Annotated in this window: 24 protein-coding genes and 1 pseudogene; 16 read left to right on the top strand and 9 right to left on the bottom strand. The window is 61.9% G+C overall.

What is annotated here, in order from left to right:
* Positions 1-111: 111 nt before the first annotated feature.
* A complete protein-coding gene (locus AUL28_RS16990; RefSeq protein WP_062234865.1) occupies positions 112-927 on the top strand; it encodes a SapC family protein in 816 nt (271 codons plus the stop codon).
* A gap of 140 nt (positions 928-1067) precedes the next feature.
* Complete coding sequence (locus AUL28_RS16985) at positions 1068-2273, top strand: replication initiator protein A (RefSeq protein WP_062224268.1); 1206 nt, start codon at positions 1068-1070, stop codon at positions 2271-2273.
* 1092 nt (positions 2274-3365) lie between these two features.
* Here the strand turns inward: AUL28_RS16985 and AUL28_RS16980 are convergent.
* Entirely contained in the window at positions 3366-4097 is a 732-nt protein-coding gene (locus tag AUL28_RS16980; RefSeq protein ID WP_062234863.1) for an SDR family NAD(P)-dependent oxidoreductase, read from the bottom strand.
* Between the two features lie 82 nt (positions 4098-4179).
* On the opposite strand from AUL28_RS16980, the gene AUL28_RS16975 reads away from it, so the two are divergent.
* The 7 genes from AUL28_RS16975 (at position 4180) to hydA (ending at position 11217) form a co-directional block, all read left to right on the top strand.
* The gene (locus AUL28_RS16975; protein WP_062234860.1) at positions 4180-4572 is read left to right on the top strand and encodes a winged helix-turn-helix transcriptional regulator; all 393 of its coding nucleotides are present in this window, start codon (positions 4180-4182) and stop codon (positions 4570-4572) included.
* A 529-nt stretch (positions 4573-5101) separates the two neighbouring features.
* Positions 5102-5818: a GntR family transcriptional regulator gene (locus tag AUL28_RS16970; protein WP_062235060.1), complete on the top strand. Its 717-nt coding sequence runs from the start codon at positions 5102-5104 to the stop codon at positions 5816-5818.
* Between the two features lie 441 nt (positions 5819-6259).
* Positions 6260-7045, top strand: a complete 786-nt coding sequence (locus AUL28_RS16965) for a transporter substrate-binding domain-containing protein (protein WP_058634985.1) — start codon at positions 6260-6262, stop codon at positions 7043-7045.
* Positions 7046-7120: 75 nt separating this feature from the next.
* The gene (locus AUL28_RS16960) at positions 7121-7795 is read left to right on the top strand and encodes an amino acid ABC transporter permease (RefSeq protein WP_058601708.1); all 675 of its coding nucleotides are present in this window, start codon (positions 7121-7123) and stop codon (positions 7793-7795) included.
* A 1-nt stretch (position 7796) separates the two neighbouring features.
* Positions 7797-8546 carry an amino acid ABC transporter ATP-binding protein gene (locus AUL28_RS16955; protein WP_062234848.1) on the top strand — a complete coding sequence of 250 codons (750 nt, stop codon included), beginning with the start codon at positions 7797-7799 and terminating at the stop codon, positions 8544-8546.
* Between the two features lie 56 nt (positions 8547-8602).
* Positions 8603-9820 (top strand): cysteine desulfurase-like protein, encoded by a 1218-nt coding sequence (locus AUL28_RS16950; RefSeq protein ID WP_062234845.1) that lies wholly within the window; start codon positions 8603-8605, stop codon positions 9818-9820.
* Positions 9817-11217 carry a dihydropyrimidinase gene (hydA, locus tag AUL28_RS16945; RefSeq protein WP_062234842.1) on the top strand — a complete coding sequence of 467 codons (1401 nt, stop codon included), beginning with the start codon at positions 9817-9819 and terminating at the stop codon, positions 11215-11217. The genes AUL28_RS16950 and hydA overlap by 4 nt, the downstream gene beginning before the upstream one ends.
* Before the next feature lie 43 nt (positions 11218-11260).
* Here the strand turns inward: hydA and AUL28_RS16940 are convergent, their stop codons facing one another.
* The 3 genes from AUL28_RS16940 to AUL28_RS22775 form a co-directional block, all read right to left on the bottom strand.
* Positions 11261-11809 (bottom strand): GGDEF domain-containing protein, encoded by a 549-nt coding sequence (locus AUL28_RS16940; protein ID WP_062234834.1) that lies wholly within the window; start codon positions 11807-11809, stop codon positions 11261-11263.
* 24 nt (positions 11810-11833) lie between these two features.
* Positions 11834-12100, bottom strand: coding sequence for a hypothetical protein (locus AUL28_RS16935; protein WP_062234832.1), 267 nt, complete (start codon positions 12098-12100; stop codon positions 11834-11836).
* 206 nt (positions 12101-12306) lie between these two features.
* Positions 12307-12471 (bottom strand): hypothetical protein, encoded by a 165-nt coding sequence (locus AUL28_RS22775; RefSeq protein ID WP_192843482.1) that lies wholly within the window; start codon positions 12469-12471, stop codon positions 12307-12309.
* A gap of 131 nt (positions 12472-12602) precedes the next feature.
* Here AUL28_RS22775 and AUL28_RS16930 point away from each other — a divergent pair, with 131 nt between their 5' ends.
* Positions 12603-13205 carry a GIY-YIG nuclease family protein gene (locus tag AUL28_RS16930; RefSeq protein WP_062234830.1) on the top strand — a complete coding sequence of 201 codons (603 nt, stop codon included), beginning with the start codon at positions 12603-12605 and terminating at the stop codon, positions 13203-13205.
* A gap of 247 nt (positions 13206-13452) precedes the next feature.
* Here the strand turns inward: AUL28_RS16930 and AUL28_RS16925 are convergent, their stop codons facing one another.
* Complete coding sequence (locus tag AUL28_RS16925; protein WP_156420045.1) at positions 13453-13740, bottom strand: hypothetical protein; 288 nt, start codon at positions 13738-13740, stop codon at positions 13453-13455.
* Positions 13741-14408: 668 nt separating this feature from the next.
* Here AUL28_RS16925 and traA point away from each other — a divergent pair.
* Together traA and AUL28_RS16915 are read left to right on the top strand one after the other, a co-directional pair.
* A complete protein-coding gene (gene traA, locus AUL28_RS16920) occupies positions 14409-18368 on the top strand; it encodes a Ti-type conjugative transfer relaxase TraA (protein ID WP_082640527.1) in 3960 nt (1319 codons plus the stop codon).
* A 330-nt stretch (positions 18369-18698) separates the two neighbouring features.
* Positions 18699-18917 carry a hypothetical protein gene (locus AUL28_RS16915; RefSeq protein WP_062234823.1) on the top strand — a complete coding sequence of 73 codons (219 nt, stop codon included), beginning with the start codon at positions 18699-18701 and terminating at the stop codon, positions 18915-18917.
* 341 nt (positions 18918-19258) lie between these two features.
* On the opposite strand, the gene AUL28_RS16910 is transcribed toward AUL28_RS16915, so the two are convergent.
* Together AUL28_RS16910 and AUL28_RS16905 are read right to left on the bottom strand one after the other, a co-directional pair.
* A complete protein-coding gene (locus tag AUL28_RS16910) occupies positions 19259-19537 on the bottom strand; it encodes a hypothetical protein (RefSeq protein WP_153003903.1) in 279 nt (92 codons plus the stop codon).
* Positions 19538-20013: 476 nt separating this feature from the next.
* Positions 20014-20394, bottom strand: coding sequence for a winged helix-turn-helix transcriptional regulator (locus tag AUL28_RS16905; protein ID WP_062234821.1), 381 nt, complete (start codon positions 20392-20394; stop codon positions 20014-20016).
* Between the two features lie 97 nt (positions 20395-20491).
* Between AUL28_RS16905 and AUL28_RS16900 the strand changes: the two genes are divergently transcribed.
* The 4 genes and pseudogenes from AUL28_RS16900 to AUL28_RS22225 form a co-directional block, all read left to right on the top strand.
* The gene (locus AUL28_RS16900) at positions 20492-21565 is read left to right on the top strand and encodes an SDR family oxidoreductase (RefSeq protein ID WP_062234819.1); all 1074 of its coding nucleotides are present in this window, start codon (positions 20492-20494) and stop codon (positions 21563-21565) included.
* Between the two features lie 293 nt (positions 21566-21858).
* Positions 21859-22116 carry a type II toxin-antitoxin system ParD family antitoxin gene (locus AUL28_RS16895; RefSeq protein ID WP_062234816.1) on the top strand — a complete coding sequence of 86 codons (258 nt, stop codon included), beginning with the start codon at positions 21859-21861 and terminating at the stop codon, positions 22114-22116.
* Between the two features lie 4 nt (positions 22117-22120).
* Positions 22121-22417, top strand: coding sequence for a type II toxin-antitoxin system RelE/ParE family toxin (locus AUL28_RS16890; RefSeq protein WP_062234813.1), 297 nt, complete (start codon positions 22121-22123; stop codon positions 22415-22417).
* 301 nt (positions 22418-22718) lie between these two features.
* Positions 22719-22823 (top strand): annotated as a pseudogene (locus AUL28_RS22225) (DUF1127 domain-containing protein); the annotation flags it as partial.
* A gap of 705 nt (positions 22824-23528) precedes the next feature.
* On the opposite strand, the gene AUL28_RS16885 reads toward AUL28_RS22225, so the two are convergent.
* Together AUL28_RS16885 and AUL28_RS16880 are read right to left on the bottom strand one after the other, a co-directional pair.
* The gene (locus AUL28_RS16885) at positions 23529-23831 is read right to left on the bottom strand and encodes a HigA family addiction module antitoxin (protein ID WP_062224266.1); all 303 of its coding nucleotides are present in this window, start codon (positions 23829-23831) and stop codon (positions 23529-23531) included.
* Positions 23832-23878: 47 nt separating this feature from the next.
* A complete protein-coding gene (locus AUL28_RS16880) occupies positions 23879-24160 on the bottom strand; it encodes a type II toxin-antitoxin system RelE/ParE family toxin (protein WP_062234810.1) in 282 nt (93 codons plus the stop codon).
* Between the last annotated feature and the right edge of the window lie 190 nt (positions 24161-24350).

Below are 24350 nucleotides of genomic sequence, written 5' to 3'. Positions count from 1 at the left end.
CAGGGAACTCAGCCGTCGCTTCCGCCCGTGCCACCACCGCCCGCGAGCAATTGACCCCGACGTGCTTTCTTGGCAGGCACTGCCTTTCCTGAATACGAAATGAGGCGTTCCATGAGCGACGCGTCTACCATTTTTCCGGTCTCTCGCGAGCGTCACAAGGACTTCGGCTGGCGGCGTTTTAGCGACTACAATTTCGCAGCAGGGACGACCTTTGCACCCTTGGCCGATGGGGAATTCGCCAAAGCCGCCATCCATTTGCCTCTGGCTTTCATCCAACAGGGACCGACTTGGCAGCTCGTGGCGCTGTTCGGGCTTGTGCCAGGACAGAACCTTTTCGTGGCCCCCCAAGGGCATTGGATCGCCGGCTATATACCTGCTCATCTACGGTCCTATCCGTTTCGCATCGGACGGGCGGAAGGCAGCAACGATGCCGTGTTCTGCATCGATGAATCGAGCGGTCTTCTGGTGCGTCAGGGCGGCGAGGCCTTGTTCGATGCTGCAGGGCAATTGACACAGGCGGCCCTTGATGTCTGGTCGTTCATCGTCGAGGTCGCACGAGGAGAAATGCGCCTTTCGACCATCTGCGGTCATTTGGGCGAATTGGGCCTCCTTGAGCCGTGGCCCCTCACCATTCGAAACGGCGAGGACGTGCAACAAGTCGACGGTCTGTTTCGGCTAAGCGAAACCAAACTGAACGGGCTCGATGACGCCGCGTTCGCAGCAATCCGTCGGAATGGAGCCCTGTCGATAGCCTATGCACAGCTCTTCTCGACAGGCCATATCGACAAGCTCGTAGAACTGGCCGCATCACGGCCCAAACCGGTCAGTAGGCCGGCACACACGCCTTCATCCCCTCAAAGAGCTGAACCATCGGGACTGCCCTTTGGGCAGAACATCGATATCGATTGGTCCAAGGTCAAATTCTGATCAAACCGGCGAAGCTGGATTGCGCGGCTGATGGATGGAACTCCACTCGTCCATCACCCCATTCGACGTCGCCTCATTATCTGCGCTATGCCTAAACCTTGGACATCATTGGCACCGGTCTACCGGTCACGGTCTTGGTCATGAGCAGGCATAAACTCGATCTTTTGGCACGCGACGCGTTCGCAGCCCTCTCGCTGCATGAGAAGAACGCCTATCTGCAAGGCGTGGTCAAAGAAATCCAGACCGCGCGCGGCGAAGTGTTCGAACCTCTAGAGAAGGACGCGCTGAGCCGCCTGCGCCGTTTCTACTCGCGTCGCAGCTTTGCCGACCTCCAGCTCGAAAAGATCAGCAACGAGCGCCTACGGGCCGCTATGGGCAAATGGGGTGAGGCCATTCATCTGGGCGAAGTCCAGAAGGCCATCACCCATGAGGCACCGAGCCAGCCCCGCCCCACCAAGCGGGCCGCTCCTCTCGATGACGACCAACTCTCCTTCTTCGTCCCGACGGTTCATGACGCACCGGTCAAGGACGATCTCAACCTCATGGATATCGCACCCTTCTCCTTGTCGAAGACGGTCAAGGGCGGGGTTCTGCGCTATGAGCTGAAGGACAGCATCGTCACGATCGAAGGCGGTGCCGAAGTGGGTCTGGCAACGGCCTACGACTACGACATCTTCATCAACATGGTGTCGCATCTCGCGGCCGAGATGCGCGAATATGGGATCGCCCAGAAGAAGGGGCTGCGACCCGACATTCCCGCTCGCATCTATCGACCTGCCGCAGCCGAGCTTTTGAAGTTCTGCCGGCGCGATCTGGGAGGCAAGCAATATCTGGAACTGGAAAAGGCTCTCGATCGCCTGCAGGCGACACGCATCAAAATCACCAATCTCAGCGACGGCAAACGTCGCGAAACGGAAGCGTTTCCGCTCATCGGCCATTTCAAGGTCGTGTCGCGCACGGTGCAGGACAAGATCGATCAGGTGGAGATCGAGATACCGGGCTGGGTTTACGAGGGCGTCGTCACGCCCAGTGGCAAGCCCTCGATCCTGACCCTCAACCCCGACTATTTTCTGATCGCGCGACCGCTCGCGAAATTCATCTATCGCCTCGCCCGCAAAACGGCAGGGGAAGGTGAGGCTTTCTATCGCGTCAATGACGTCCATGTGCGCAGCGGCTCGCGTCTACCGGCGCATAAATTCGCTCAGGCCCTAGAGCGATTGGTCGAAGGAACAAAGGAAGACCCGCTCCCAGATTATAATCTGGAGTTGCGACAAGGCGAGAGAGGGCAGGTGCTTCACATGCGGAAGCGGTTGGAACTCGCCAATGAATCTGACAGTCCGGAATGACAAAACACCGTACTTCAGTCCGTCCGGTTTTGACAAAAAGAGCTTTCCAGGCGCAAGGCCTATGTCAAAATGCCGTACATCAGTCCGCCCGGTTTTGACAAAATCACGAGAACCGCTTCAGGTACGCCGTGTTGGGAATTGCCAAAACACCGTACATCAGTCCGTCCAGTTTTGACAAAAATCGGATCTCCGGCAGGTGATTTCCAGCGCTCGAAACGAGGAGCAAAACCGTACATCACTGCCAAAAAAACCGTACATCATTCCGTCAACGCCGTACATCATTCCGTCAAAACCGTACATCATTCCAAAAACAGGGCTTAAGCCGTTGTTCTTGGTAAGGAATTTTCTCTAAAACTAGATAAAAACTAGAAAAACGTCCAAAAACTCCAAGCGCGCGAGATTTTGCCAAAAACGGTGGAGCACATCTCGTTTCGACCGGGCAGGTGAGATAGCGGATAAGGCATATCCGAGACGCTGGAACGGCGTTGCCTAGAGAGCGATGGCTAGGTGGTGGCACGGACGGTCATTCGCATTAGCACCGAACCTTGTTCCCAGACGCAGGTCCGCTTGCAGTCGACCTGGTCCATTTCGACTGAAGCTGAAAGGCGAACGAGTTTCGCGCAGGAAAAGCCAAAACCAACGCGCGTATCTGCTCGACCTCGATTGGAATAACGAAGACCTTGTCGTTCCTCGAGCGACGCTGCTTCACCCAACGGACGACTCGATCTCATGAACGAGGGGGAGACAGGCGCGATCCAACCAACTCCTAGCCGCGATCAGGATCGCCGTGAGGCGGTGTCGGTCCGGGGACTGGCGTGAGCGTTTGCCAACGACACCGCGGCAGCACTCAAAAGAGCGGGCGCACAGGTGCTAGGTTCTCGACTGAGCATACAAACGACCTGCGAGCCGTTCGACAACAAGACAGGGAACCATGCCTCGAGCCAACTCAGATTCAAAACGAACTGATGGCGAAACGGCACCCATTCGGCCTTACGCAACAAGCAGATGCATACTGGTTCGGTGAAGGTGCGACTGCCCGCTTCCAACGTTGGGAGGTTGGAAGCGGGCATGATCAGCCATGGGATGCGAGGTTCAGACCTGCTGCATACCTCCATCGACGCAGAGTTCCGCGCCGGTGATGAAGCTTGCTTCGTCACTGAGGAGGAACAGCGTCGCGGAGGCCACCTCTTCGGGGCGTGCCATGCGACCCAGCGGGATCGGTGCGATCAGCGCCGCGCGCCCTTCTTCCGATACGGCCGCCATCATGTCCGTATCGGTTGGGCCGGGTGCCACGACATTAACGCGGATACCGCGCGGTGCAAGTTCAGCGGCCCAGGAACGAGCATAGGATCGCACCGCCGCCTTCGTGGCCGCATAGGTGCTGTAGGGCGGAATGCCCATAGTGTCTGCAATCGATCCCATCAGGACCACCGAAGCGCCTTCACTGAGCGCGGGCAAAGCCGCCTTGAGGCCGAACACCATGCCACGCACGTTCACCGCGAAATGGCGATCGAAGTGCTCCAGAGTCTGATCCGCAATCAAGGCAGGCTCGGAGAGACCGGCATTCAGAACGAGGAGGTCCAGGTGCCCTCGCGCTTTGATCACGTCCGCAACGACGCGCTCCAAATCCTTCGGAGAGGCGGCATCGGCCACGAGACCACGAACATCTCCGCCGAGCTTGCGGGCGGCGTCCTCCACCTCGTCGGCCCGTCGCCCGGTCAAAAAGACGGTGGCTCCTTCGCGCGAGAGACGTTCGGCAATCGCCAGACCGATCCCTTTGGCGCCTCCGACCACGAGAGCGGTCTTGTTCTCAACTCTTGCCATCGCACATGCTCCTTGCTCAGCGATGGCCTCCAGATATACGACAGGTATCTAGTCGCAAGAACGCACTTCGAAGAGCCTAGATATGCCTGATGATACCGAGCTTGAGCTTTTGTCGGAGGAGGCATGCGCGGACATGGTTCGCATCCGACCGGTTCTGGATCGGATCGCCGACAAGTGGACGATCCTGATCCTGACCGTGCTGTGCCCCAAGCCAGCCCGATTCAACGAGATCAAACGACGGCTGAACGGCATCACGCACAAGGCGCTCGCGGACGCTTTGAAGCGGTTGGAACGCAACGGCCTCGTCACGCGGACCGTCCTGCCGACCGCCCCGATTGGTGTGGAGTACGCGATCACGCCGCTCGGTCACTCCCTGCGCCAGCCATTCGAGGCATTGTGTGCTTGGGCACTCGCATACGGGCCCGATATCGAGCGAGCAGGAGCTCGCTTCGATCAGACAAAGGCAGACCGATAACGGCAACCTGCAGCCTCGAGGGCCAATTCATGTTCGCTTCACGGTAGGGTCGGACACTCGCGGACGTTTGCGACGGACCGCTTCCGACGGGGCCGCAACCCCCATGGTTTGTCCAGAAGCTGTTCGAACCTCTCAGCGAGCGGAGCGGCCTGTTTTGCGCATGGCGTAGACGCATGCGACGATGTGCAGGTCTGCCGGTCCATGACACGCTCGGCTCGGTTGCGGTTGCCGCAGATTCGATATGGATAGGCGTCCTTGCGCTTTGTTTCGCTACGGCGGCACGCCGAAGCTATGACATACTTCCAACCGGACCGTCGTGCGGGTCATTTCCATGGTCCGTTCCGGGCTGCAGAGGCAGTTTAGACGCACCGCGTTGGAATCGAAATGCATGCAGTTGAACTCGTTATTGCATGCCATGACCATCGGACGCTTCAACGTCCCGTTGATGGGTGCTAAAGCCGCAGGATTGCGGGATGGAAGGTAGCGCCGAGTGACGAGCGAAACGGTTGAGGAGGGCCAGTCGAAGGCCATGGACCGGGCATCGATGATTTGCCGAGCCATTCGCCGCGCCATTCTGGAACGCGCCTTGATGCCCGGCGACAAGCTGCCGGAAGATCAACTGGGCGAGCGTTTCGGCGTCAGCCGAACGCTTGCCAGACATGCGCTCGGGCAGTTGGCATCCGAGGGGCTCGTGGAGCTTCGGCGCAACCGGATCGCCGTGGTCGCCACCCCGTCCTTCGAGGATGCGCGCGACGAGTTCGATATTCGCGTCGAGCTGGAGCGGCTGGTGGTCAAGCATCTGGCTGGGCGTTTGTCGCCTCGCCAACTCGCCGAACTTTCGAGCCACGTGGAAGCCGAAGAGCAGGCGCGAAACGGGCCGGAAGCGGCCTCGCTGCGACTTGCGACGGAATTTCACGTGCGGCTTGCCGAGATGACCGGACGCCCAACCCTGTCGCGCTACGTCCGTGAGACGGCCTATCGATCCTGCCTCTCGCTCGCCGCCTTCGGACGCCCTCATTCCAGCGAATGCGCCATCTCGGAACATCGTGAGGTTTTGTCCGCTCTCGAGTCAGGGGATGCGGCCCGTGCCAGTCGGTTGATGGCTCATCATCTCGAGCAGGTCGCCCAGCGCGCGCTTCTGAAGGCACCGGACGCTCGCGGGGACCTCATGGATATTCTCGCGCCCTATGCCGAGATGGAAGCGCCATCCGCGCGCGGCCGCCGCCGGATCGCGGACGAGGTCTAAGGACTTGTCGGGGAACCGGCAGGCAAAGGGCTGACGAGCGATTGTCGCCCGTTCCTGCGAGCGAAACAGAACCGATGCCGACGGCATACCGGTAAGCCTCCGACAAACGGCTAGAGAAGCGACGCGGCCGACCGACCCCAGGTCTCTCAGACAGCCTAGACGGCTGTGTCGGCAGATCGCGCCCAATCGGCTTCCCCTCCTCAAAAAGTCGGACGATCTCGATTGGACCAACACCTGCTCCTTCGGGGCATCCCGTTCATTCGCAGGCATGAAATAAAGTGCATGCGATTCTTTTGATTTTTGTTTTTCCCTCTTTTCAAAATCGCACGCAGTCCGTACCAATTGACCACCGGAGGGCAATTCACCCTTACTGTCTATTTTCTGAACAGGTTTGCCCGATCCGTCGATCCGCCGTTCCCTCCATCTTTCCGAGGAGCCGACATGACCCGCTTCAAACTGGCCGCTCTGGCCGCCGCCCTTCTGGCGCTCGCCGGCCCCGCGAGCGCCAAGACGCTGACCGTCGGCGCCAATGTCGGCAACGTGCCCTGGGAGTTCCAGAACGAGAAGGGCGAGATCGTCGGCTTCGAGATCGATCTGGTGCGCGAAGCCGCCAAGCGCATGGGCTATGACGAGGTGCAGTTCGAGAACATCCCGTTCAACGGCCTGTTCTCCGCCGTCCAGTCCGGCCGGATCGACGCAGCGGTCTCCTCCATCACCATCACCAAGAAGCGGCTGGAGTCGGTCTCCTTCGCCCAACCCTATTACGACAGCGACCAGTCCCTTTCGGTCCTGAAGGATTCCGGCATCGGTGGCCTGTCCGGTCTCAAAGGAAAGGTCGTCGGCGTCGATACCGGTTCGACCGGAGACATCTACGCCACTCAGCACGAGAAGGACTTGGGTCTTTCCGAAATCCGCCGCTTCGAGGGGCTTTCGCCCGCCATGCTCGACCTCGCGGCAGGCCGGATCGATGGCTATATCTCCGACATTCCGGCGGTCGCCTATTACATCAAGGACAAGCCGCAATACGCTGTGGTCGAGCGCATCCCGACCGGCGAGCAGTATTCGGTGATGTTCGCAAAAGACTCGCCTCTCGTGGCGGAGGCAACCAAGGCCATTACGGAGATGAAGGGGGATGGGTCCTTGGCGGGGCTCCATGAGAAGTGGTTCGGCACGAAGCCGGACGCCGAAACCTCGACCGTGAAGGTTCTGGGCGCACCCAAGCTCTGACCTCCGGGCGCCCGACACTCCCGGCGGGCCCGCAGGACGCGCGGCGCCCGCCCTCCCCCGGTCGCAGGGACAGGCATGGATATCGTCACCACCTTCTTCAATATCGACGTGCTTTGGCGCTCGATGCCTCAGCTCCTTCAGGGCCTCTGGCGCACGATCCTGCTCGGCGGCCTGTCGATCGTGCTGGGTCTTCTGGGCGGTCTCGCCTTGGCGCTGGTGCGCCTTTATGCGCCGCGCCCGCTGCGTTGGTTGTCCATTGCCTATATCGACGTGTTCCGCGCGCTGCCCGTCCTCGTCTGGCTGGTGATCGTCTACTACGCCTTTCCCTTCATCGGCATTCGTCTCTCGCCTTTCGCCTCGGCGTGTCTCGCGCTCACCACCGTTTCGGCGGCCTATACGGCGGAAATCTACCGCGCCGGCATCGAGGCCATCCCGCGCGGCCAGTTCGAGGCCGCCCAGTCGATCGGCCTTAATGCCATCGACGTGATGCGCGATGTGATCCTGCCGCAAGCGGTGCGGATCGTCATTCCCCCGCTGACCAACAATTCGATCAACGTCATGAAGGACACGGCGCTCGCCTCGGTCGTCGCTCTGCCGGATCTTCTGAAGCAGGCGACGCAGGCGCAGGCGCTCGCGGCCAACCCGACGCCGCTGATCGGCGCGGCGATCCTCTACCTGCTTCTGCTTCTGCCGCTGGTGCGCCTCGTCGCCCGCTTCGAGACGCGCTACTCCGCGCGGGAGGCCCGTTGACATGACCGCCCCATCGCCAGAGCCCATCATCCGTATGCGCGGCGTCGTGAAGCGCTACGGCCAATTCACCGCCCTCAAGGGCGTCGATCTCGACGTCGCCGCCGGCGAAGTGGTCGTGTTGCTCGGCCCCTCGGGCTCGGGCAAATCCACGCTGATCCGCTGCATCAACCATCTGGAAGAATACGACGCGGGCGAGGTCTTCGTCGGCGGCGTGCGGGTCGAGCGGGGGCGCAACCTCCTCAAGGTGCGCCAGCAGACCGGCATGGTGTTCCAGGCCTTCAACCTGTTCCCCAACCTGTCGGTGCTCGATAACGTGGCGCTCGGTCCGGTTCGGGTGAAGAAGCTCACCTGGGAGGCGAGCCGCGCCAAGGCGCAGGCGCTGCTCGACCGCGTCGGCATCGGCGCGCAAGGGGCCAAGTTCCCGACGCAGCTTTCGGGCGGCCAGCAGCAGCGCGTCGGCATCGCCCGCGCGCTCGCCATGGAGCCGCGCATCCTCCTGTTCGACGAACCAACCTCCGCGCTCGACCCCGAGATGGTGGGCGAGGTTCTGGACGTCATCAAGGGCCTTGCGCATTCCGGCGTCACGCTCGTCCTCGTGACCCATGAAATGGGCTTCGCGCGGCAGGTCGCCGACCGCATCGTCTTCATGGAGGATGGCGAAATCCGCGAGGTCTCCGCGCCCGACGTCTTCTTCTCCTCCACCCGCAACGAGCGCGCTCGCGCCTTTCTCGACGCGGTTCTCAACCACTGATTTCTCCAGACAGGCGCCGGGGAAAAGCCTACGCGCGCCGGCAAGGTCCAGCAGACATGACCCTCGATCTCGACTTCGCCAGAGCCCAGTTCCCCGCCCTGTCGGGCGAATGGACTTTCATGGACAATGCCGGAGGCTCCCAAGTGCTGGCGCGCGTCGCCTCGCGCGTCTCGGACTATCTTCTCACCAGCAACGTGCAGACGGGCGCGAGCTACGAGCCGAGCCGCATCTCGACGGCGCGCGTCTCCCAATCGCGCGAGGCCTTCGCCCGCTTCATGAATTGCGAGCCGGGCGAGATCGTGGAAGGGCCCTCGACGACGATCCTCATCCGCTTTCTGTCGGAGGCCATGACGGGCCGTCTTCAGCCGGGCGACGAGATCATCCTCACCAACACGGACCACGAGGCCAATATCGGCCCTTGGCTGAAACACGAGGCGCGCGGGGTCAAAATCCGCTGGTGGCGCTGCGACCCGGAAACCTTCGAACTTGATCTCGAAGACCTGAAAAGCCTGATGAGCGAGCGCACCAAGCTCGTCTGCGTCACGCACGCCTCCAACATCCTCGGCACGATCAATCCGATCCGGGAGATCGCCGATATTGCCCATGCCGGCGGGGCTGAGCTCTGCGTCGATGCCGTCGCCTATGCCCCGCACCGGGCCATCGACGTCAAGGCGCTCGATGCCGACTACTACATCTTCAGCGTCTACAAGGTGTTCGGCCCGCACCATGCGGTGATGTTCGGTAAGCGCGACAAGCTCTTGGCGCTCGATAACATCTACCACTACTTCTTCGACAAAAGCCGCGTGCCGCATAAGCTGGAGCCCGGCAACATCAACTACGAATGCGCTTACGGCTCGATCGGCTCGGTCGATTATGTCGAGGAACTCGGCACCCGCGCCGGGGCCGGCGAGGGGCGTGCCGCGATCGAGGCGGGCTTTGCCGCGATCGCCGAACAGGAACGCGCGATCACCGCGCGCCTCCTCGACTTCCTCGGGAGCCGCAACTCGGTCCGCGTCATCGGGCGGACGTCCTCGGCCATCGCGGACCGCGTCTCCACCGTCTCCTTCACGGTCGGCGACACCAGCTCCCGCGAGGTCGTCGAAGGCGTGGACAAGGCCAAGATCGGCATCCGCTACGGCGACTTCTACGCCAAGCGCATTGTGGAAGAGCACGGGCTGACCAGAACCGATGGCACCGTGCGCGTCTCCATGGTCCATTACAACACGCTGGAAGAGGTCGATCGCCTGATCGCCGCCCTGGAGCCCGCGCTGTGAGCGAGGGGTTCGATCTCGTGATCCGGGGCGGCACGGTCGCCACCGCCTCGGACGTCTTCCAGGCCGACATCGGCATCCGTGAGGGACGCATCGTCCAGATCGGAGAGGCGCTGGGGCTGGGCACGGAGGAGATCGACGCCACAGGACGCTATGTCCTGCCCGGCGGCATCGACAGCCATGTTCATATCGCTCAAGCCTCCGGCGACGGGATCGTCATGGCGGACGATTTCGAAAGCGGCACGCGCTCGGCGCTGATGGGCGGCAACACCACCATCCTGCCCTTCTGCCTGCAGGAGAAGGGACAGAGCTTGCGCGCGGCGCTGCAAGGCTATCACGCGCTCGCCGAGGGCAACTGCTACACCGACCATTCCTTTCACCTCATCGTCGCCGACCCGAGCGCGTCCGTACTCGGCCAAGAACTGCCGGCGCTGGTGGAAGACGGCTACACCTCCTTCAAGGTCTTCATGACCTATGAGGGCCTTCGGCTGAACGATGCGCAGATCCTGGAGACGATGGATGTGGCCCGTCGCACGGGCGCGCTCGTCATGGTCCACTGCGAGAACGAGGACGCGATCCGCTACCTCATCGGCCGCCACGAGGCGGAGGGAAACCTCGCGCCGCGCGCCCATGCCTCGACGCGGCCGGTGGCTGTCGAGCGCGAGGCAACCCACCGTGCCTTATCGCTCGCCGAGGTGGTGGACGTGCCGGTCGTCATCGTCCACGTCTCCAACGGGCCAGCGATTGACGAGATCCGCGCCGCGCGCGCGCGCGGCCGCAAGGTAATCGGCGAAACTTGCCCGCAATATCTCATGCTGACCGCCGACGATCTCGACGGCATGGACTGGGAGGGCGCGAAGTTCGTCTGCTCGCCGCCTCCGCGCGACGCAGACGCCCAGAAAGCCTGCTGGAACGGCCTGGAAACCGGCGTCTTCGACCTCTTCTCCTCCGACCATTGCCCTTTCCGCTACGACGACCCCGAAGGCAAGCTGAACCCGAAGGGCAAGACAAGCTTCCGGCACATCCCGAACGGCATTCCGGGCGTCGAGACGCGGCTGCCGATCCTCTTCTCGGAAGGTGTGATGAAGGGGCGGATCGACCTTTCTCGGTTTGTGGCGCTGACCGCGACCAACCATGCCAAGGTCTATGGATTGGAGCGCAAGGGCCGGGTCGCGGTCGGCATGGATGCCGACATTGCAATCTGGGACCCGACCGAACGCCGCACCATCCGTCACGCCGACCTTCACGATGGCGCGGATTACACGCCTTATGAAGGATTGGAGGTCGAGGGCTGGCCGACCACCGTTCTCCTGGGAGGAAAGGTCATGGTCCGCGACAGCGCGCTGGTCGGCCGCAAGGGCGACGGCCGCTACCGGAGTCGATCCCGAACGGGCCTCTGAGGAAGGCTCAAGGGATCATCCACCGCTAGGCCGCCGTTCGTCGCTAAGTTTTGTGACGATACATTTCGTTGTCCGAAGCTGCCAGGATATCGTCCAGGGTCCACGGCTGCTTCCAGATCGCGCCTCCAAGGCTCGCTCTGACACGGATGGTCCGATCAACCAGAAGAACGTCGCAGTCCATCAACTGGCGTAGGATCGCGAGCCTTCTATGGAACTCGTCGCGCGAGGATACGCGGAGCAAAACCGCAAACTCATCGCCACCGATGCGCGAAACGGTTTCTCCTTCCAAGATCGCTGCCTGCAGCACATTCGCAACGTGCCGAAGGACGGCATCACCGATCCGGTGTCCATAGGTTTCGTTGATCGACTTGAATTCGTCGACGTCGATGAGCGCGATGCCGAAGGCTTCCGTGGCGACCAATCCGCGATCGATCGCTGCCGCAACCGAGCGCTCCAATCCGCGGCGGTTCATCGTCCCTGTCAGTGGGTCGACGATGACCGCCAGCGCAAGCTCGGCCTCGATCGCCCTACAGGCGGTGATCTCCACACAAACGCCGACGATCCGAACGACCTCCCCTGAGCTGCGTTCCAAGACCGGCGTCAGCGTCGTCCGCCATCATTTCGGAGGAATGTCGAAACCCATCTGCTCGTCGTATTCGACAAGGTCAGCCGTCGCGACACAGGTAGAGAACCGCTCGGTGATCCGGGCGGCCAGATCGGGTGGTACGCATTCCTCAATGCGCCGCCCTGCAACCACGCAAGCGTCGACGCCGACGATCCTGGCATCGGCAGCGTTGATGCCGATAAGCCGAAAGCCTCCATCCGGCTCGACATCGATCACGAACACAGGAACGCCGATCAGATCAATGTCTACGCTCGTCATAGGTTGCTCCGTTGCCAGAGCCGCATTATCAATTTTTTGTTAGGGAGGACTTGAAGCGCGTTTTTCAGGGCGAGAGCGAGCCTGACACGGCAGATAGCACCTCACATGGACGATGCGATACTGGCGCCAGGTGCTGAAGGAGAAAGCGAGGGACATGGGAGCCTCCTTTCGTGTCCAGCCTCTCATCAGTGGTGGCCGGGGTGTGTCTATTCTTCCGATAGGGAGAACCTACGCTTCAGAATGTCGAACTTGAGCGGCCCGGGTGCGAAGGCATCGGCGTCGGTGGCGCTTTCCAGTTGAAGACCGGACAAACCCAGAGCCGAGCGATCGTGCCGGGTGACGATCTGCGTCGCCGCCAAGGCTGGCACCATCGGCATCCAGCTGTGATCCGGTGCATCGACCCTGTCGTCGAGGCCGAGGTTTGCGCCCGTATCGGAGCGCTGTGGCCCAGAGGACGAGGAAGGGAAGGGGAGGGGGACTTCGTCCACGAGGAGAGAGAGCCATGCCCCGTTTGCCCTTTGCGGAAACCTGCGAACTCGCGATCGAGGATCTGTCGGTGGATGCCGGCTTGTTGTTCGATGAGGAGGATCTGCGCTCGCTGCGCCATGCGCGTCTGTGCGCCTCTGCGATGGGTCTTGAGAGCCAGCTGAGCACGTTCCGCGACGCCCCCGATCCCTATGCGCCGACACACTGGGTCTATGCCATCTGCAATCCGGATGGGACGCCGTTCTATGTCGGCATGACGAACTGTCTGGAGCGCCGCTGGCAGCAGCACCGTTCGAGCGTCAGTCTGCTACCGAAGCTGGAAGCGCGTCTGGCCGATCCCTCCGATCGTCCCGCCGATACGCAGCTGATGTTTCGCAGGATCAAGAGGATCGCGACGTATCTGAACCAAGGCACAGGACCGAGGTTCAAGCAGCTGGGCGAGGCGTTCTCGCGCGAGGAAGCGCTGGCCCTGGAGACGACCTGGGTGCACCGGATGACGGCCAGGGGCTACGAACTTCTGAACCCCGGCGAGCACCGCGCGATCAAGAAGCAGTACCGCAGCCATCGCCGCTACGAGCTGAAGTATCATCGCGAAGCGGCCCCAGTCGGGCCACGGTGAGCGATCCCGGCCGGTCGCCTTCTCAGGCGAATCATGACGAGGAAGCGCGTTCAGTGTCGCAGCGGCTGGAACGGGCTAAAACCTCGGCGGCCGCTGCCAGTCCGGCGGCCAGACGAGGCTCGCTCTGTTGTGCCGCTAGGCGCCATTGCCGGGTGCGCATTCTCGCCTCCATCCAACGCTCTGCCACCCCGCGTAACGCAGCCTTCTCGTCTTCTGGAACCAGCGTCGTTGCGGGACCATCTCTGTCCTAGCCAAGGGCGTGACCAAGGGCGGCCAGCATCTGCGTGGCGAGGCGTTCCGCCGCTTCCCGATCGTCGTCTCGGCCAGCGGTGTGGAGCATGCGCTCCACGACGTCCCGCAAAGGGAGCGACCCCTCCTTCATCCAGCGCTCCAGCAGAAAGCGTAGATGCGGGAACAGGGATCCCAACTCGTTCAAACGGACGCGGCCGTCGGCGTCGGGGGCAAGGGCCAGAATGCTGGCCATCCGCTTAGCGTCGATCTCGAAAGCCGCCTGCAGGATCGCGGGATCTGACACGTCGATGGCGTTTTGGCTGAAGGCATCGAGTCCGATGCGTCGCTTGCCGCAAGGCTTCGTCTTCCAGGCAGGCAACGAGGGCTGTCGGAACCACGCTCATGTGTGAGCCAGACGAAGCGTTCGGCCCATCTTCGGGCCGAGCCTGACGGGACCGTTTTGACGATCCGACCCAACCTGCTCGTCGGCGCCGCTGGGGCGAGACCGCAACTCCTGAACACGGGACACTTGAGGAGAGGAGGCATCCTCTCCTCGACGCTTGCTTTTGGGGAAAGAGGGACGGTTCCCTCCTCCTCTTTCCCCAAACCCCTATCACCTCTCCCGTGCCTCACCGCTGCGCGGTTTCGGGCACATCCGGCGCGATCGATGGCTCGATCGGGCGCCCGGTGCCGTCCGAACTCGGATGTCGAGTTTGGGGCTCCGTCGCGAGCGGCACTCCCTGTGTGGGTGACCTCCGCAGCGTTGCCCGCGACCCGCTGCGTTTGCCTCCCGCGCCCCTCCTATCGGCCTCCCTAGAGCGTAGCGACCGGCTCTAAACGGTGACCGCTCTGCGGTCGCGCCTTTGTCTATAAGCGAAGCTAATAGCGCACTTACCTGTTGCTTTTCGCAACAGGGCTCTGCTAGACTTCGAAACAAGCCGCTGACGCGGCCTTTTCGCGTTTGGGTTTGATTTGGCGATCTACAGCTTCCGCCAATCTGTGATCTCGGGTGGCACCGGCCAATCGGCCGTCGCTGCGGCTGCTTATCGTCACTCCGTTCGCATGGAACGAGAGCGGGGTAATCAGATCGAAGATTATTCCCATAAAAAGGGAACCATTCATTCAGAAATCACTCTGCCCCCCGAAGCTCCAGCCTGGCTTCTGGAGGCGCTTCGCGTCGGGGATTATGACTCAAACTCCTCCAGTATCCGCATGGAAGGCCATGAGGCGGTGGCCGCCTCCGAAGTGCTCTGGAATGCAGTTGAGACCGGGGAGAAGCGACGCGACGCCCGCTACGCCACGGAGCTGGTTCTAGCTCTCCCGATCGAGCTGACCCGCGAGGAGAACATCGAACTCGTTCGGGCCTTCATCGAGCAGAACTACACCGCCAAGGGCCGTGTCGCGGATTGGGCCTTTCACCTGCCCGAAGGGCGCGAACACAATCCCCATGTTCATATCCTTTCGACCGTTCGACCCCTAGCGGAACATGGCTTCGGGCCGAAAGCGACGATCGCCTATGACGAGGCCGGTGAGCCGCTTCGCACCGCCAAGGGCGATGTGGTCTACGAGAAATGGTGCGGCTCCAAGGACGAGCTTCGCCAGATGCGGGCTTCCTGGGCCGATGAGGTGAACCACGCCCTCTTGGAAGCGGGCTACGACATCACCGTCGACCACCGATCCTTCGTGGATCGCGACATCCACGAGATCGGACCGACGATCCATCGTGGCAAAACCCAGCATATGCGGGAGGTCACATCGGAGCTCGAGGTTCCCACGTTGGATCGGGCGGATCGGGCTGCGAACTTCGAGGCGTTCCGCCAGAACCCCTCGCTCGTCCTGAAGCACATCACCCGCGAGCAGTCGACCTTCGACACGCGCGATATCGCCAAGATGCTTCACCGCTATGCTGGTCGAGGTCACGATATTCAGGCTCTCATGCACGAGATCGGAATGCTCCCCGAACTGGTGACGGTTCAGGCGCAAATCCACGATCCCGAAAGCGACAAGATCGTCCAGCGCGAGCGCTTCACCACCACGGCTGTTCTGGAACGCGAAGCCCTCCTTCACGAGCGCATCCATTCGCGCCACCACGACCAGAGCTTCGCGATTGCGCCGGAGCTTCGCGACGCAGCCTCGCTGCGATCGGAGGAGGCTCAGGGCTTCGCCTATAGCCCCGAGCAAAGGGCGGCCATCGAACGCCTGACGCAGGCCGAAGGCGTGGCCGTCATGGTCGGCATTGCGGGCGCTGGCAAATCCACCGTCATGCGCGCGGTCAACGAGATGTATCGGTCCGAGGAAACCCATGTCTGGGGTGCGGCTCTGGCCGGCAAAGCGGCCGACAATCTCCAGCAATCCTCCGGCATCGCAAGCCGAACGCTCGCCTCTTGGGAAAGCGCTTGGTCGCGGGGCTACGATCAACTGAAGAAGGGCGATGTGTTCGTCATCGACGAGGCCGGAATGGTCGCGTCCGCACAGATGCTGCGCGTCATGGAACGCCTCGACGAGTTCGGCGCCAAAGCCATTCTCGTCGGCGACGCGCGTCAGCTCCAGCCGATCGAAGCGGGAGCCGCGTTCCGGTCGATCGCTCACGATGTCGGCTATGTCGAACTGACCGAAGTGCGCCGTCAGGAACGCGACGATCATGCCGAGGCCAGCGTCCTGTTCGGTGCGGGCCAGACGCGCTCCGCGCTAAGCATCTATCACGGCAACGATGCGTTCCAGTTCCACGAGACCGCCAGCAGCGCCTATCAATCCGCCATTGAGGGCTGGAAGCACGATTGGACCGCCGGCACCGATGTCGTGATGTTGGCCCATACGAACCGTGACGTCCTGGCCCTGAATGCCTTGGCCCGTGAAGCCATCAAGCTCGATGGCGGTTTGGCCGATGGTAAGCGGTTCGTGACGGCTCGAGGCGTTCGCGAGTTCGCCGTTGGCGACCGCGTGCTGTTCCTCGAGAACGACCGTCAACTTGGCGTGCGCAACGGCACGGTCGGGGTCGTGGAAGAGATCGTGGAAGGCCGTCTCAGCGTGTCCGTCCCCGATCGTGCTGAGCCCGTCACGGTCTCGCGGGACGGCTACAACAACATCGACCATGGCTATGCCACGACGATCCACAAGTCGCAGGGCGCTACGCACGATCGCGTCCATGTCGTGGCCAGCGGCATGATGGACGCCCAGCTCACCTATGTCGCGCTGTCGCGCCATCGTGAGGAGGTCACGATGCACGTTCCGCTGGACGCCTTCACCCATCCCTTGCGGCAGGAGCTTGCGACCCCCGACTATGCCCTGAACCGCCTGGCCATGGACCGGCTGAAGGACACCTCTCTCGATTACGCCAAGACGCTCGACTACATCCAGGCGCGCAAAGCGTTGGAAGAGCGTCGAGCCTACGAGCAAAGTCTGGCCGGTCGCTTCGATGCCTTCCTCGAACAGCGGGGCTTGCCGCATCCGACCGACGTTCTCCAATCCGTACGCGAGTTCGCCAACGAATTCTTCGAACGGCGGCGCGCCATTCCCGCTCACGAGCAAATCCGCATTCCGATGGAACGGAGTGCGCCGGAGCGCGATCCAGCGCACGCACTCATTTCCCACGAGGACTTGCGACAAGCGCTGAACCGGCTCGAGCATGTGCAGTCCCATTCGGCTGCGATGAACCACGAGGGCCTGGCCCGCCGCTCCGCCTTCTTCACCGCTGAGAACGAGCTGACACGATCGGTCACGGCCGAACCGCTGCGGGCCTACGCGGAAACCGTCGCGGCGATCATCCCGCCGAGGCTGGCGGTCGCGATCGGCCCCAGCCTTGCGGAGGCGAACTACGAGCCCCGGCTGGCGCATCTGCCGGCCCCCGTACTGGAGGCGCTTGAGGCGAACTGGCGGGACATCCATGCAGTGTCGCGCGCATCCTGGGAGCTCGGCCTTCTAGGAACAGTTCGATCGATCGATATGAGCTACCGTCAGGAACGAGAGGATCGCTCTGTGCTGCGAGACTACGAGAAGATGGTGGCAAACCAGCTCAAGACACCCGAACGCGCTCCTGAACCCGTTTTGGAGCCAACAAGGGCGATCCCTGCTGTCAGCATCATGCAGCGCGAACCCGTTCCGGTTCGATCGAACGATCCGGCTCGCGAAGTCGCCTCTACCGCCCAGCCCAAGCGCGACTTCATTCCCGCTGTGACGTCGTGGTCGTTGAGTATCGATGAAGCCGTCGCTCAGGCGGTGGAACGCAGTCCTATGGTCAGCCAGTTCGACAAACAGGTTCGCGCATCAGCGAGCCATGTCTGGCGCGACGTTGAAAGCGCCTGGGCTCAGGTCAAAGCGGAAATTGTCGCCTCTCCAAACAACGTAATGCCGGTCATTCAGCGGATCGAACGTGAGCCCCACAGCTATGGCGAGCTTTTGGGCGGGCGCACTTTACTGCTTCGCCCTGACGCGGAACGCCAAGAAGCGATTGCTCACGTCCCTCGGCTTGGCTCCATCGTTTATGAATACGCGGACTCGCTCGCCAGGATGGAGCCTGTCTTGCGCGAGAAAGAGATCGCGTGGCGCGCAGCTTTGAAGCAGCCGCTTCCGATCCTCTCGCTCGAAGCTCGCTCTTTTGTGAATGACCTCAACCGGGCTCATGCGCTGAGGAAGCCTGCCACGATGGAGCAGTCTCACGAACTGTCTCTGAAGGCGCTAGCGAACAAGCGCGCGTGGGATGAGCTACAGAGCTGGACTCGCGACCTCTCCAGCCGCCTCCCCACTCCGGACGCCGTTGACCGAATTCCCGGCCTGTCCCGCGAAGATCGCTCCATGGTGTCTCAAGCCTTCCAGGCTGTGAGCGTCGCGGAACGTCAGGTTCAGGCCACGCAGTCACATGAGCGTTCCCTTGCTTGGAAGATCGAATACGAACGCACCTATGGACGTGAAGACGGTCACCAGTACGAGTGGTAGGGGAAGCCAGATGACATACGAGTTCGCAGCTCAAAGGTCTTCGGACTGCCGATCCCCGTGCTGCTGGCATCCCTTTCCCACCGGGCATGACACTCGAAAAGCGAGAAGAGGTTCGCTCGATCGTCGCAACCGTTGATCAGGCGGTGCAGACGGTAGATATCTCTCAGAGCGTGGAGAGAAGCCGCGACCGCGAAAGGGAAGCGGCCAAGACCCCGGATCGCGACCTTGGAATGGGCATGTAGCAAAGCACTCGCCTCTCGCCTTGTGGTGCCTGTAGATTGGAGGCAAACGCAAAGATCGACGGGCTCAGGATCGCCAAGGCAATCGACCGTGCCGGCATCGGCCGATGGAAACCCCGACGATCTCGCGCCAGAGTTCGCAGACGCCTACGACAACGCGGAGAAAGACATGGTCTCGCTCAAGGACCTCGATGCCATCAGCGCCCGCTCCGATGCACGCATCAAGGCCGCCCTTCACCGTCAGAGAGTCTGGATCGCCGGTATCGCCTTCCTCTTTACGATCGCGATTGTTGCCATCGTAAAGCTCTGACAAGCGATATAGGTGTAGCCCTTCGGGCCGAGCTTTGGTTGCTGCTCCTCTACGCCCCTGAAGGGCTCTCAACTCTTGGGATCGCAATCCTTCACGCGCATGGCTAGCGCCACCCGATAAGAGAAAACCGCCTTCGGCTTCCTGGGCGTCCTCTGCCTCGCCGCAACACTCGATTGGATCAAGCACCAACAGGCACTGGCGTGTATGAAGGCCCGGATGCACGGTAGAGCTTTACGGAAGCGCAGACGGCGACGACCATGATCACTTCCGCGCGTGTGGCGCCGAGCTGAAGGAAGGCGTGGCGAACAGGGAAGCCCGCCGAAGCCGGCTTCCGGTCCTCGTTAGAGCTTCATAGCGGCAATGATGATGGCAGCTGCTGCCGCGTACGTAGCGACGGTCCAGACGATCTGGCGATTGATGGCGGCCTCGATGCGTGCATAGCTGGCCTCGATGCGCGCATCGGAGCGGGCGTTGATGGCATCGAGATCTTCGAGAGAGGCCATGTCTTTCTCCGCGTTGTCGTCGGCGTCGGCGAGTTCCTGTGCGAGGTCGTCGGCCTTGTCTTGGTCGATGCCGGCAGTCTTGAGGGCCTTGGCGATCTGGAGTCCGTCGATCTTCACGTTCGCCTCCAATCTAGGTGTTCGAGCTTGCGGAGCCAATCCCCGCAGCCACCCGATCAGTCGGGACGGGGCTGGCCAGCATCGCCGGCGCAGTCGGGGGCCGAAACGAAGAGGAGGACCGCGCAGTGGTTGCGGGCAGCTCTGCCTCGGCTAGGGTCGGCTGCTTCATGGGCTCGGTTCGGCAAGCTCGACCGCGATGGCGGTGGGAGGGCGAGCTCGGAATGGCACAGCGCTGAGCCTGCATCGAACAGGCATGGCCAGGGCGCAAACGTTCCCGGCCGTTGCCCGCAAAAGAGAACAGCCTAACTATCGGCCGGATTTGACTCCGCCGCGCTCGCCATCAGGACAGCACTCCAATGGCCTGGTTGGTCACCGCTATGCACACATGCGTCCGACATTCTCAATCGGTAACAGCGGACATCCTCTCGCGTCGGCGCACGCAGCTGGCCGCCACGGATCTTCGCTGCGCCAGCTCCTTATTTCCGGCGTGACGACTGCCGCGCGCCAAGCCGATCCAGCGCGTCGGCGTTGGCGCGCCCCCAGCCGTAGAGCATCTCAACGGGTTCCACGAAGCGGGACCCGAGATCGGTTAGGCGATATTCGACGGCGGGCGGGATGGTGCCCCGAACGTGGCGCGAGACGAGTCCGCTGTCTTCCATCTCGCGTAGCGTCTGCGTCAGCATCTTTTTGGAGATGCCGGAAAGGCTTCTCAACAGGACGCCGGCGCGCGCCGCGCCGCCGTGGCGTACATGCAGCGTATGCAGGATCATGCTCGTCCATTTCGTGGCGAAAAGCTCAAGCACGCGTCGCGGTGCGCAGTCCTCGCGCCAATCCTCATCGGGCGTTCCAGGTCTCATGGGTGGATACCTCTTGGTGCCTAGGTCCCCAAATGGTGCCGTCTGGACGCGATCTGCAAGCCTTCCTAGCTCGTGCTCCAACGAGAAGGACAGCAGCATGACACGAACGGCATTGGTGGTAGGCGCGAGCGGCATCGTCGGCAGCGCGACTGCAACGCTCCTTCTGGACAGGGGCTGGGTCGTCCACGGGCTCGCGCGGCGCCCTGTCGATCAAGCGGGTGTCCGGCCTGTCGTGGCCGATCTTCAGGACGCGGCTACGACCGCAACCGCATTGCGCGACCTCAAACCGGACGCGGTGTTCATCACGACCTGGGCCCGTCAGGACAGCGAAGCGGAGAACATCCGCGTCAATTCCGCCATGGTGCGAAACCTCCTCGACGGTCTGCGGCCAAGCGGATCGGTGCGGCACGTCGCGCTGGTCACCGGCCTCAAACACTATCTCGGCCCCTTCGAAGCCTATGGACAAGGGAAGCTGCCGCAGACCCCATTCCGCGAGGAACAAGGGCGGCTCGACGTGGCAAACTTCTACTACGCTCAGGAGGACGAAGTTTTCGCCGCCGCCGCGCGCGATGGTTTCTCCTGGAGCGTTCACCGCCCGCACACGGTGATCGGCAAGGCGGTTGGCAACGCCATGAACATGGGCACGACGCTCGCGGTCTATGCCACGATCTGCCGCGAGACGGGGCGTCCGTTCCGGTTCCCGGGATCGCAGGCCCAGTGGAACGGCCTCACCGACATGACCGACGCGCGCCAACTCGCCCAGCAGCTTCTCTGGGCAGCCACCACGCCTGAAGCCGCCAACGAGGCGTTCAACATCGTCAATGGCGATGTGTTTCGGTGGAGTTGGATGTGGGGGCGCATCGCGGACTGGTTTGGCCTTGTGCCCGCACCATTCGACGGGACCGTCCAGCCGCTCGAGGAGCAGATGCAGGGCGACGCGCCGATCTGGCGCCGGATCGCCGAGCGCGAGGGCCTCGTCGAACCCAACCTCTCCCGCCTGGCCTCGCCCTGGCACACGGATGCCGATCTCGGGCGGCCGATCGAGGTCGTGACCGACATGAGCAAGAGCCGCCGCCTCGGGTTCCTGGACTATCAGGCCACCGACGATGCCTTCGTCGACCTGTTCGAGCGCCTGCTCGCCGACCGTCTGATCCCTCGAAGAGAGGGATGATGCCGCGGGAGTTCCAGCGAACCGACACTCTTCATCGCGCTCCCTTGCGGCGTGAGTTCGCCTGTAAGCATTCGGCGCATCCTCCCGTTCCCGTCCTTCGTAAGTTGTATCCTGTCGTATGATCTCAGCTGCGACGGCTTCGACCTTCTCCTGGCGGTGGGCGGGAGTGCTTTGACCACGGGTAGGCTACATCATGAAAAGATGCGGAAGGGCTGCCGCTAGCTCCCCGGCGTCGGTTTTCTCTAGGGCATTATGTCATAAAATGCTATTCTACGGCATCAGGAGGGATCGACATGGCGAACGTGACGGTCGGTAAGCACTACGAGAATATGGTGCAACGCATGGTGCAGAGCGGGCGGTATGCCAGCGTAAGCGAGGTTCACCGGGAAGGCTTGCGCCTGATCGAGGAACGTGAGCAGGCGCGGGAGGCCAAGCTGGAAGCCCTGCGCACCCTGATTGCCGAAGGTGACGCCAGCGGAACTCTTGAGCCGATGGAGAGCGCGGCTGAGCTGAAAGCCGAAGCCCGCCGTCAGCGTGCCAAGGAAGCTTGATCGGTTGAGCCTGCCTATCATTCGGACCCCGAAGGCACGCGCCGATCTGCTGCGCGTCTGGTCCTACATTGCCGACGACAACGAGAAGGCCGCCGACGCCATGCTCGACCGCTTCGAGCGGACCTTTGCCATGCTGGCGGATAGTCCGCTCGCCGGTCGGGCGCGACCGGAAGTGGCCGAGGGCCTGCGTAGCTTCGTCGTTGGCAACTATGTGGTGTTTTATCGAGTCATGCCTGACGCCGTGGCCGTCATCCGCGTGCTCAACGGCTTTCAAGATATTCCTGCCACCGACTTCTCGTAAGCGCTGATTTGATGCGAAAACGTCATGTGACTTGGTCGAGTTAGGCCGTTTTTTGCGCATTTATGGCGTCAAGACGGTGGCGATCCATGCGTCCCTCGCATGTCGGACGTGCGGGTACTCGATAGCGAAGGGTTGCAAAGCTCCTCTTCGAGCTTTGCGCTACTGCCCAATGAGCGAGAGGCGTAGTTTCTGCCCATCGGAAAAACAGGAACACGCCGGCCACCACCGATGAGAGGCCGGGCACGAAAGGCAAGACATCATGTCCCTCGCTCGCTCCTTCAGCACATAGCGCCAGTATCGCAACACGGCTGCCGAACTGAACCGTCTCTCGCAGCGCGAACTCGCCGACCTCGGCATCGCCCGCTCCGACATCCCGGCCATCGCCCGTCAGGCGGTCCGCTCTTAAGTTTCCCCATTTCGCTTCAGCTGGTCCTCCCCCATCTGAAGCGAACCAGCCGAGCGGTTCCTCCCACCTTTCGGCTTCTCTCCAACGCCCTTGCCGGTCCTCCCCCGGCAGGGGTGTTTTCGTTTGGGGAGTCACAAATTGGCGTGGAGGGGTAGAGACCTCAGAGGGCAGGCCTCATCCAAAGCAAAGCCTGGATACGAAAAAGCCGCTGGGGATTTCACCCAACGGCTCCAGTGTCTCCCGAGGGGATCGGCTCTGCATCTCAACTCGCCAGTACATCCGCGGTCGGACAATCTGCGGGGCCTGACAGCGATGGGAATGCCGATACCGAGTGGTTCAGCCACGCGTATCTGGTTAGCGCTCGCTGCTCCAGTTTATGAAGCACCGGGGCTCCAGCCCTACTATCCGCACCTGCCCGCCAGCACTCTTGCACTGAGCGAAGCCGATAGCGTTCCACAGGATGAACGGCACACCAAAAACGAGGGCTACGAAGATTGCAGGCCCACGTCGCAGAACCCTGGTCGCTGATTGTTTGGAGCAGCCATCTGATCCTCCGTTTCGATGGAGGATGCACAGCCAATAATTGAAGCGAAGCGAACGCACGCAACCACCCGTTCGTCGTATTGGCGAAAGCCATCAGCGCTAAAGTTTTGCGCGAGGATGACCAGGGAATGTTGGAGCTTCGGGAAAACCCAGTGCGGCTCGTTAAGCCGCAATAGAACGCGGTACGATCCGCTCCAACTCGTCTTTCAGCGCCTCCGCTTCCTTGCGCAGGTCCCAAGCGCGCTGGAAGTTCAGCCAGATATCCGGCGACGTTCCGAAATACCGGGATAGGCGAAGGGCCGTATCGGCCGAGACACCCACCTCTTCCTTCACGATGCGCTCGATACGGGTGCGCGGCAGATGAAGCGCCTTCGCCAACGCTCCGGCGCTGAGACCGAGCGGAATGAGGTACTCTTCACGAAGATACTCACCCGGATGTACCGGGTCTGCGAAAGTGAGTGCCATGATGCCCTCCTTGGCTGTATGGCGCAGGATCGCTTGGGTGACGTCCATCAGTGATAGTCTAAGATTTCCACGTCCTCCGCGCCTTGCTCTGTCCAACGGAAGCAGATGCGCCAGTGGTCGTTGATCCGAATGGAATGCTGCCCCTGCCGATCCCCTCTGAGTGCCTCCAGCCGATTACCCGGAGGAGAGCGAAGGTCGTCCAGCACCGCCGCATTGTGAACAGCTTGAAGGCGGCGGTTGGCCGTCTTGAATAGGTCGGCCGGAAAGCCCTTCGGGTTCTTGCCCGACACGATCGTTTCCACAAACTTGCCTTTGTTCGAAACGATCATAAGCGCCCCTTCGCGTGTGTATCATATGGTGATACATATTTCGCTGCAAGGGCTCGTATGGATATCAGATTTGGAGCATCTCATGCTCTTCCGGCGTTGCCGTCCCTCTCATCGCAATAAGCTGGCTTTCAGAAGCCCCGGGGAGGATGACGGATCATCGTCCCAATCGTATTGGGGTTCTGCCTTTGTC

The sequence above is a fragment of the Aureimonas sp. N4 genome (assembly GCF_001463925.1).
Taxonomy (GTDB): Bacteria; Pseudomonadota; Alphaproteobacteria; order Rhizobiales; family Rhizobiaceae; genus Aureimonas; species Aureimonas ureilytica_A.
Note: the sequence above shows the minus strand (reverse complement) of the source record. Positions and strands in the feature narration are given on the sequence as shown.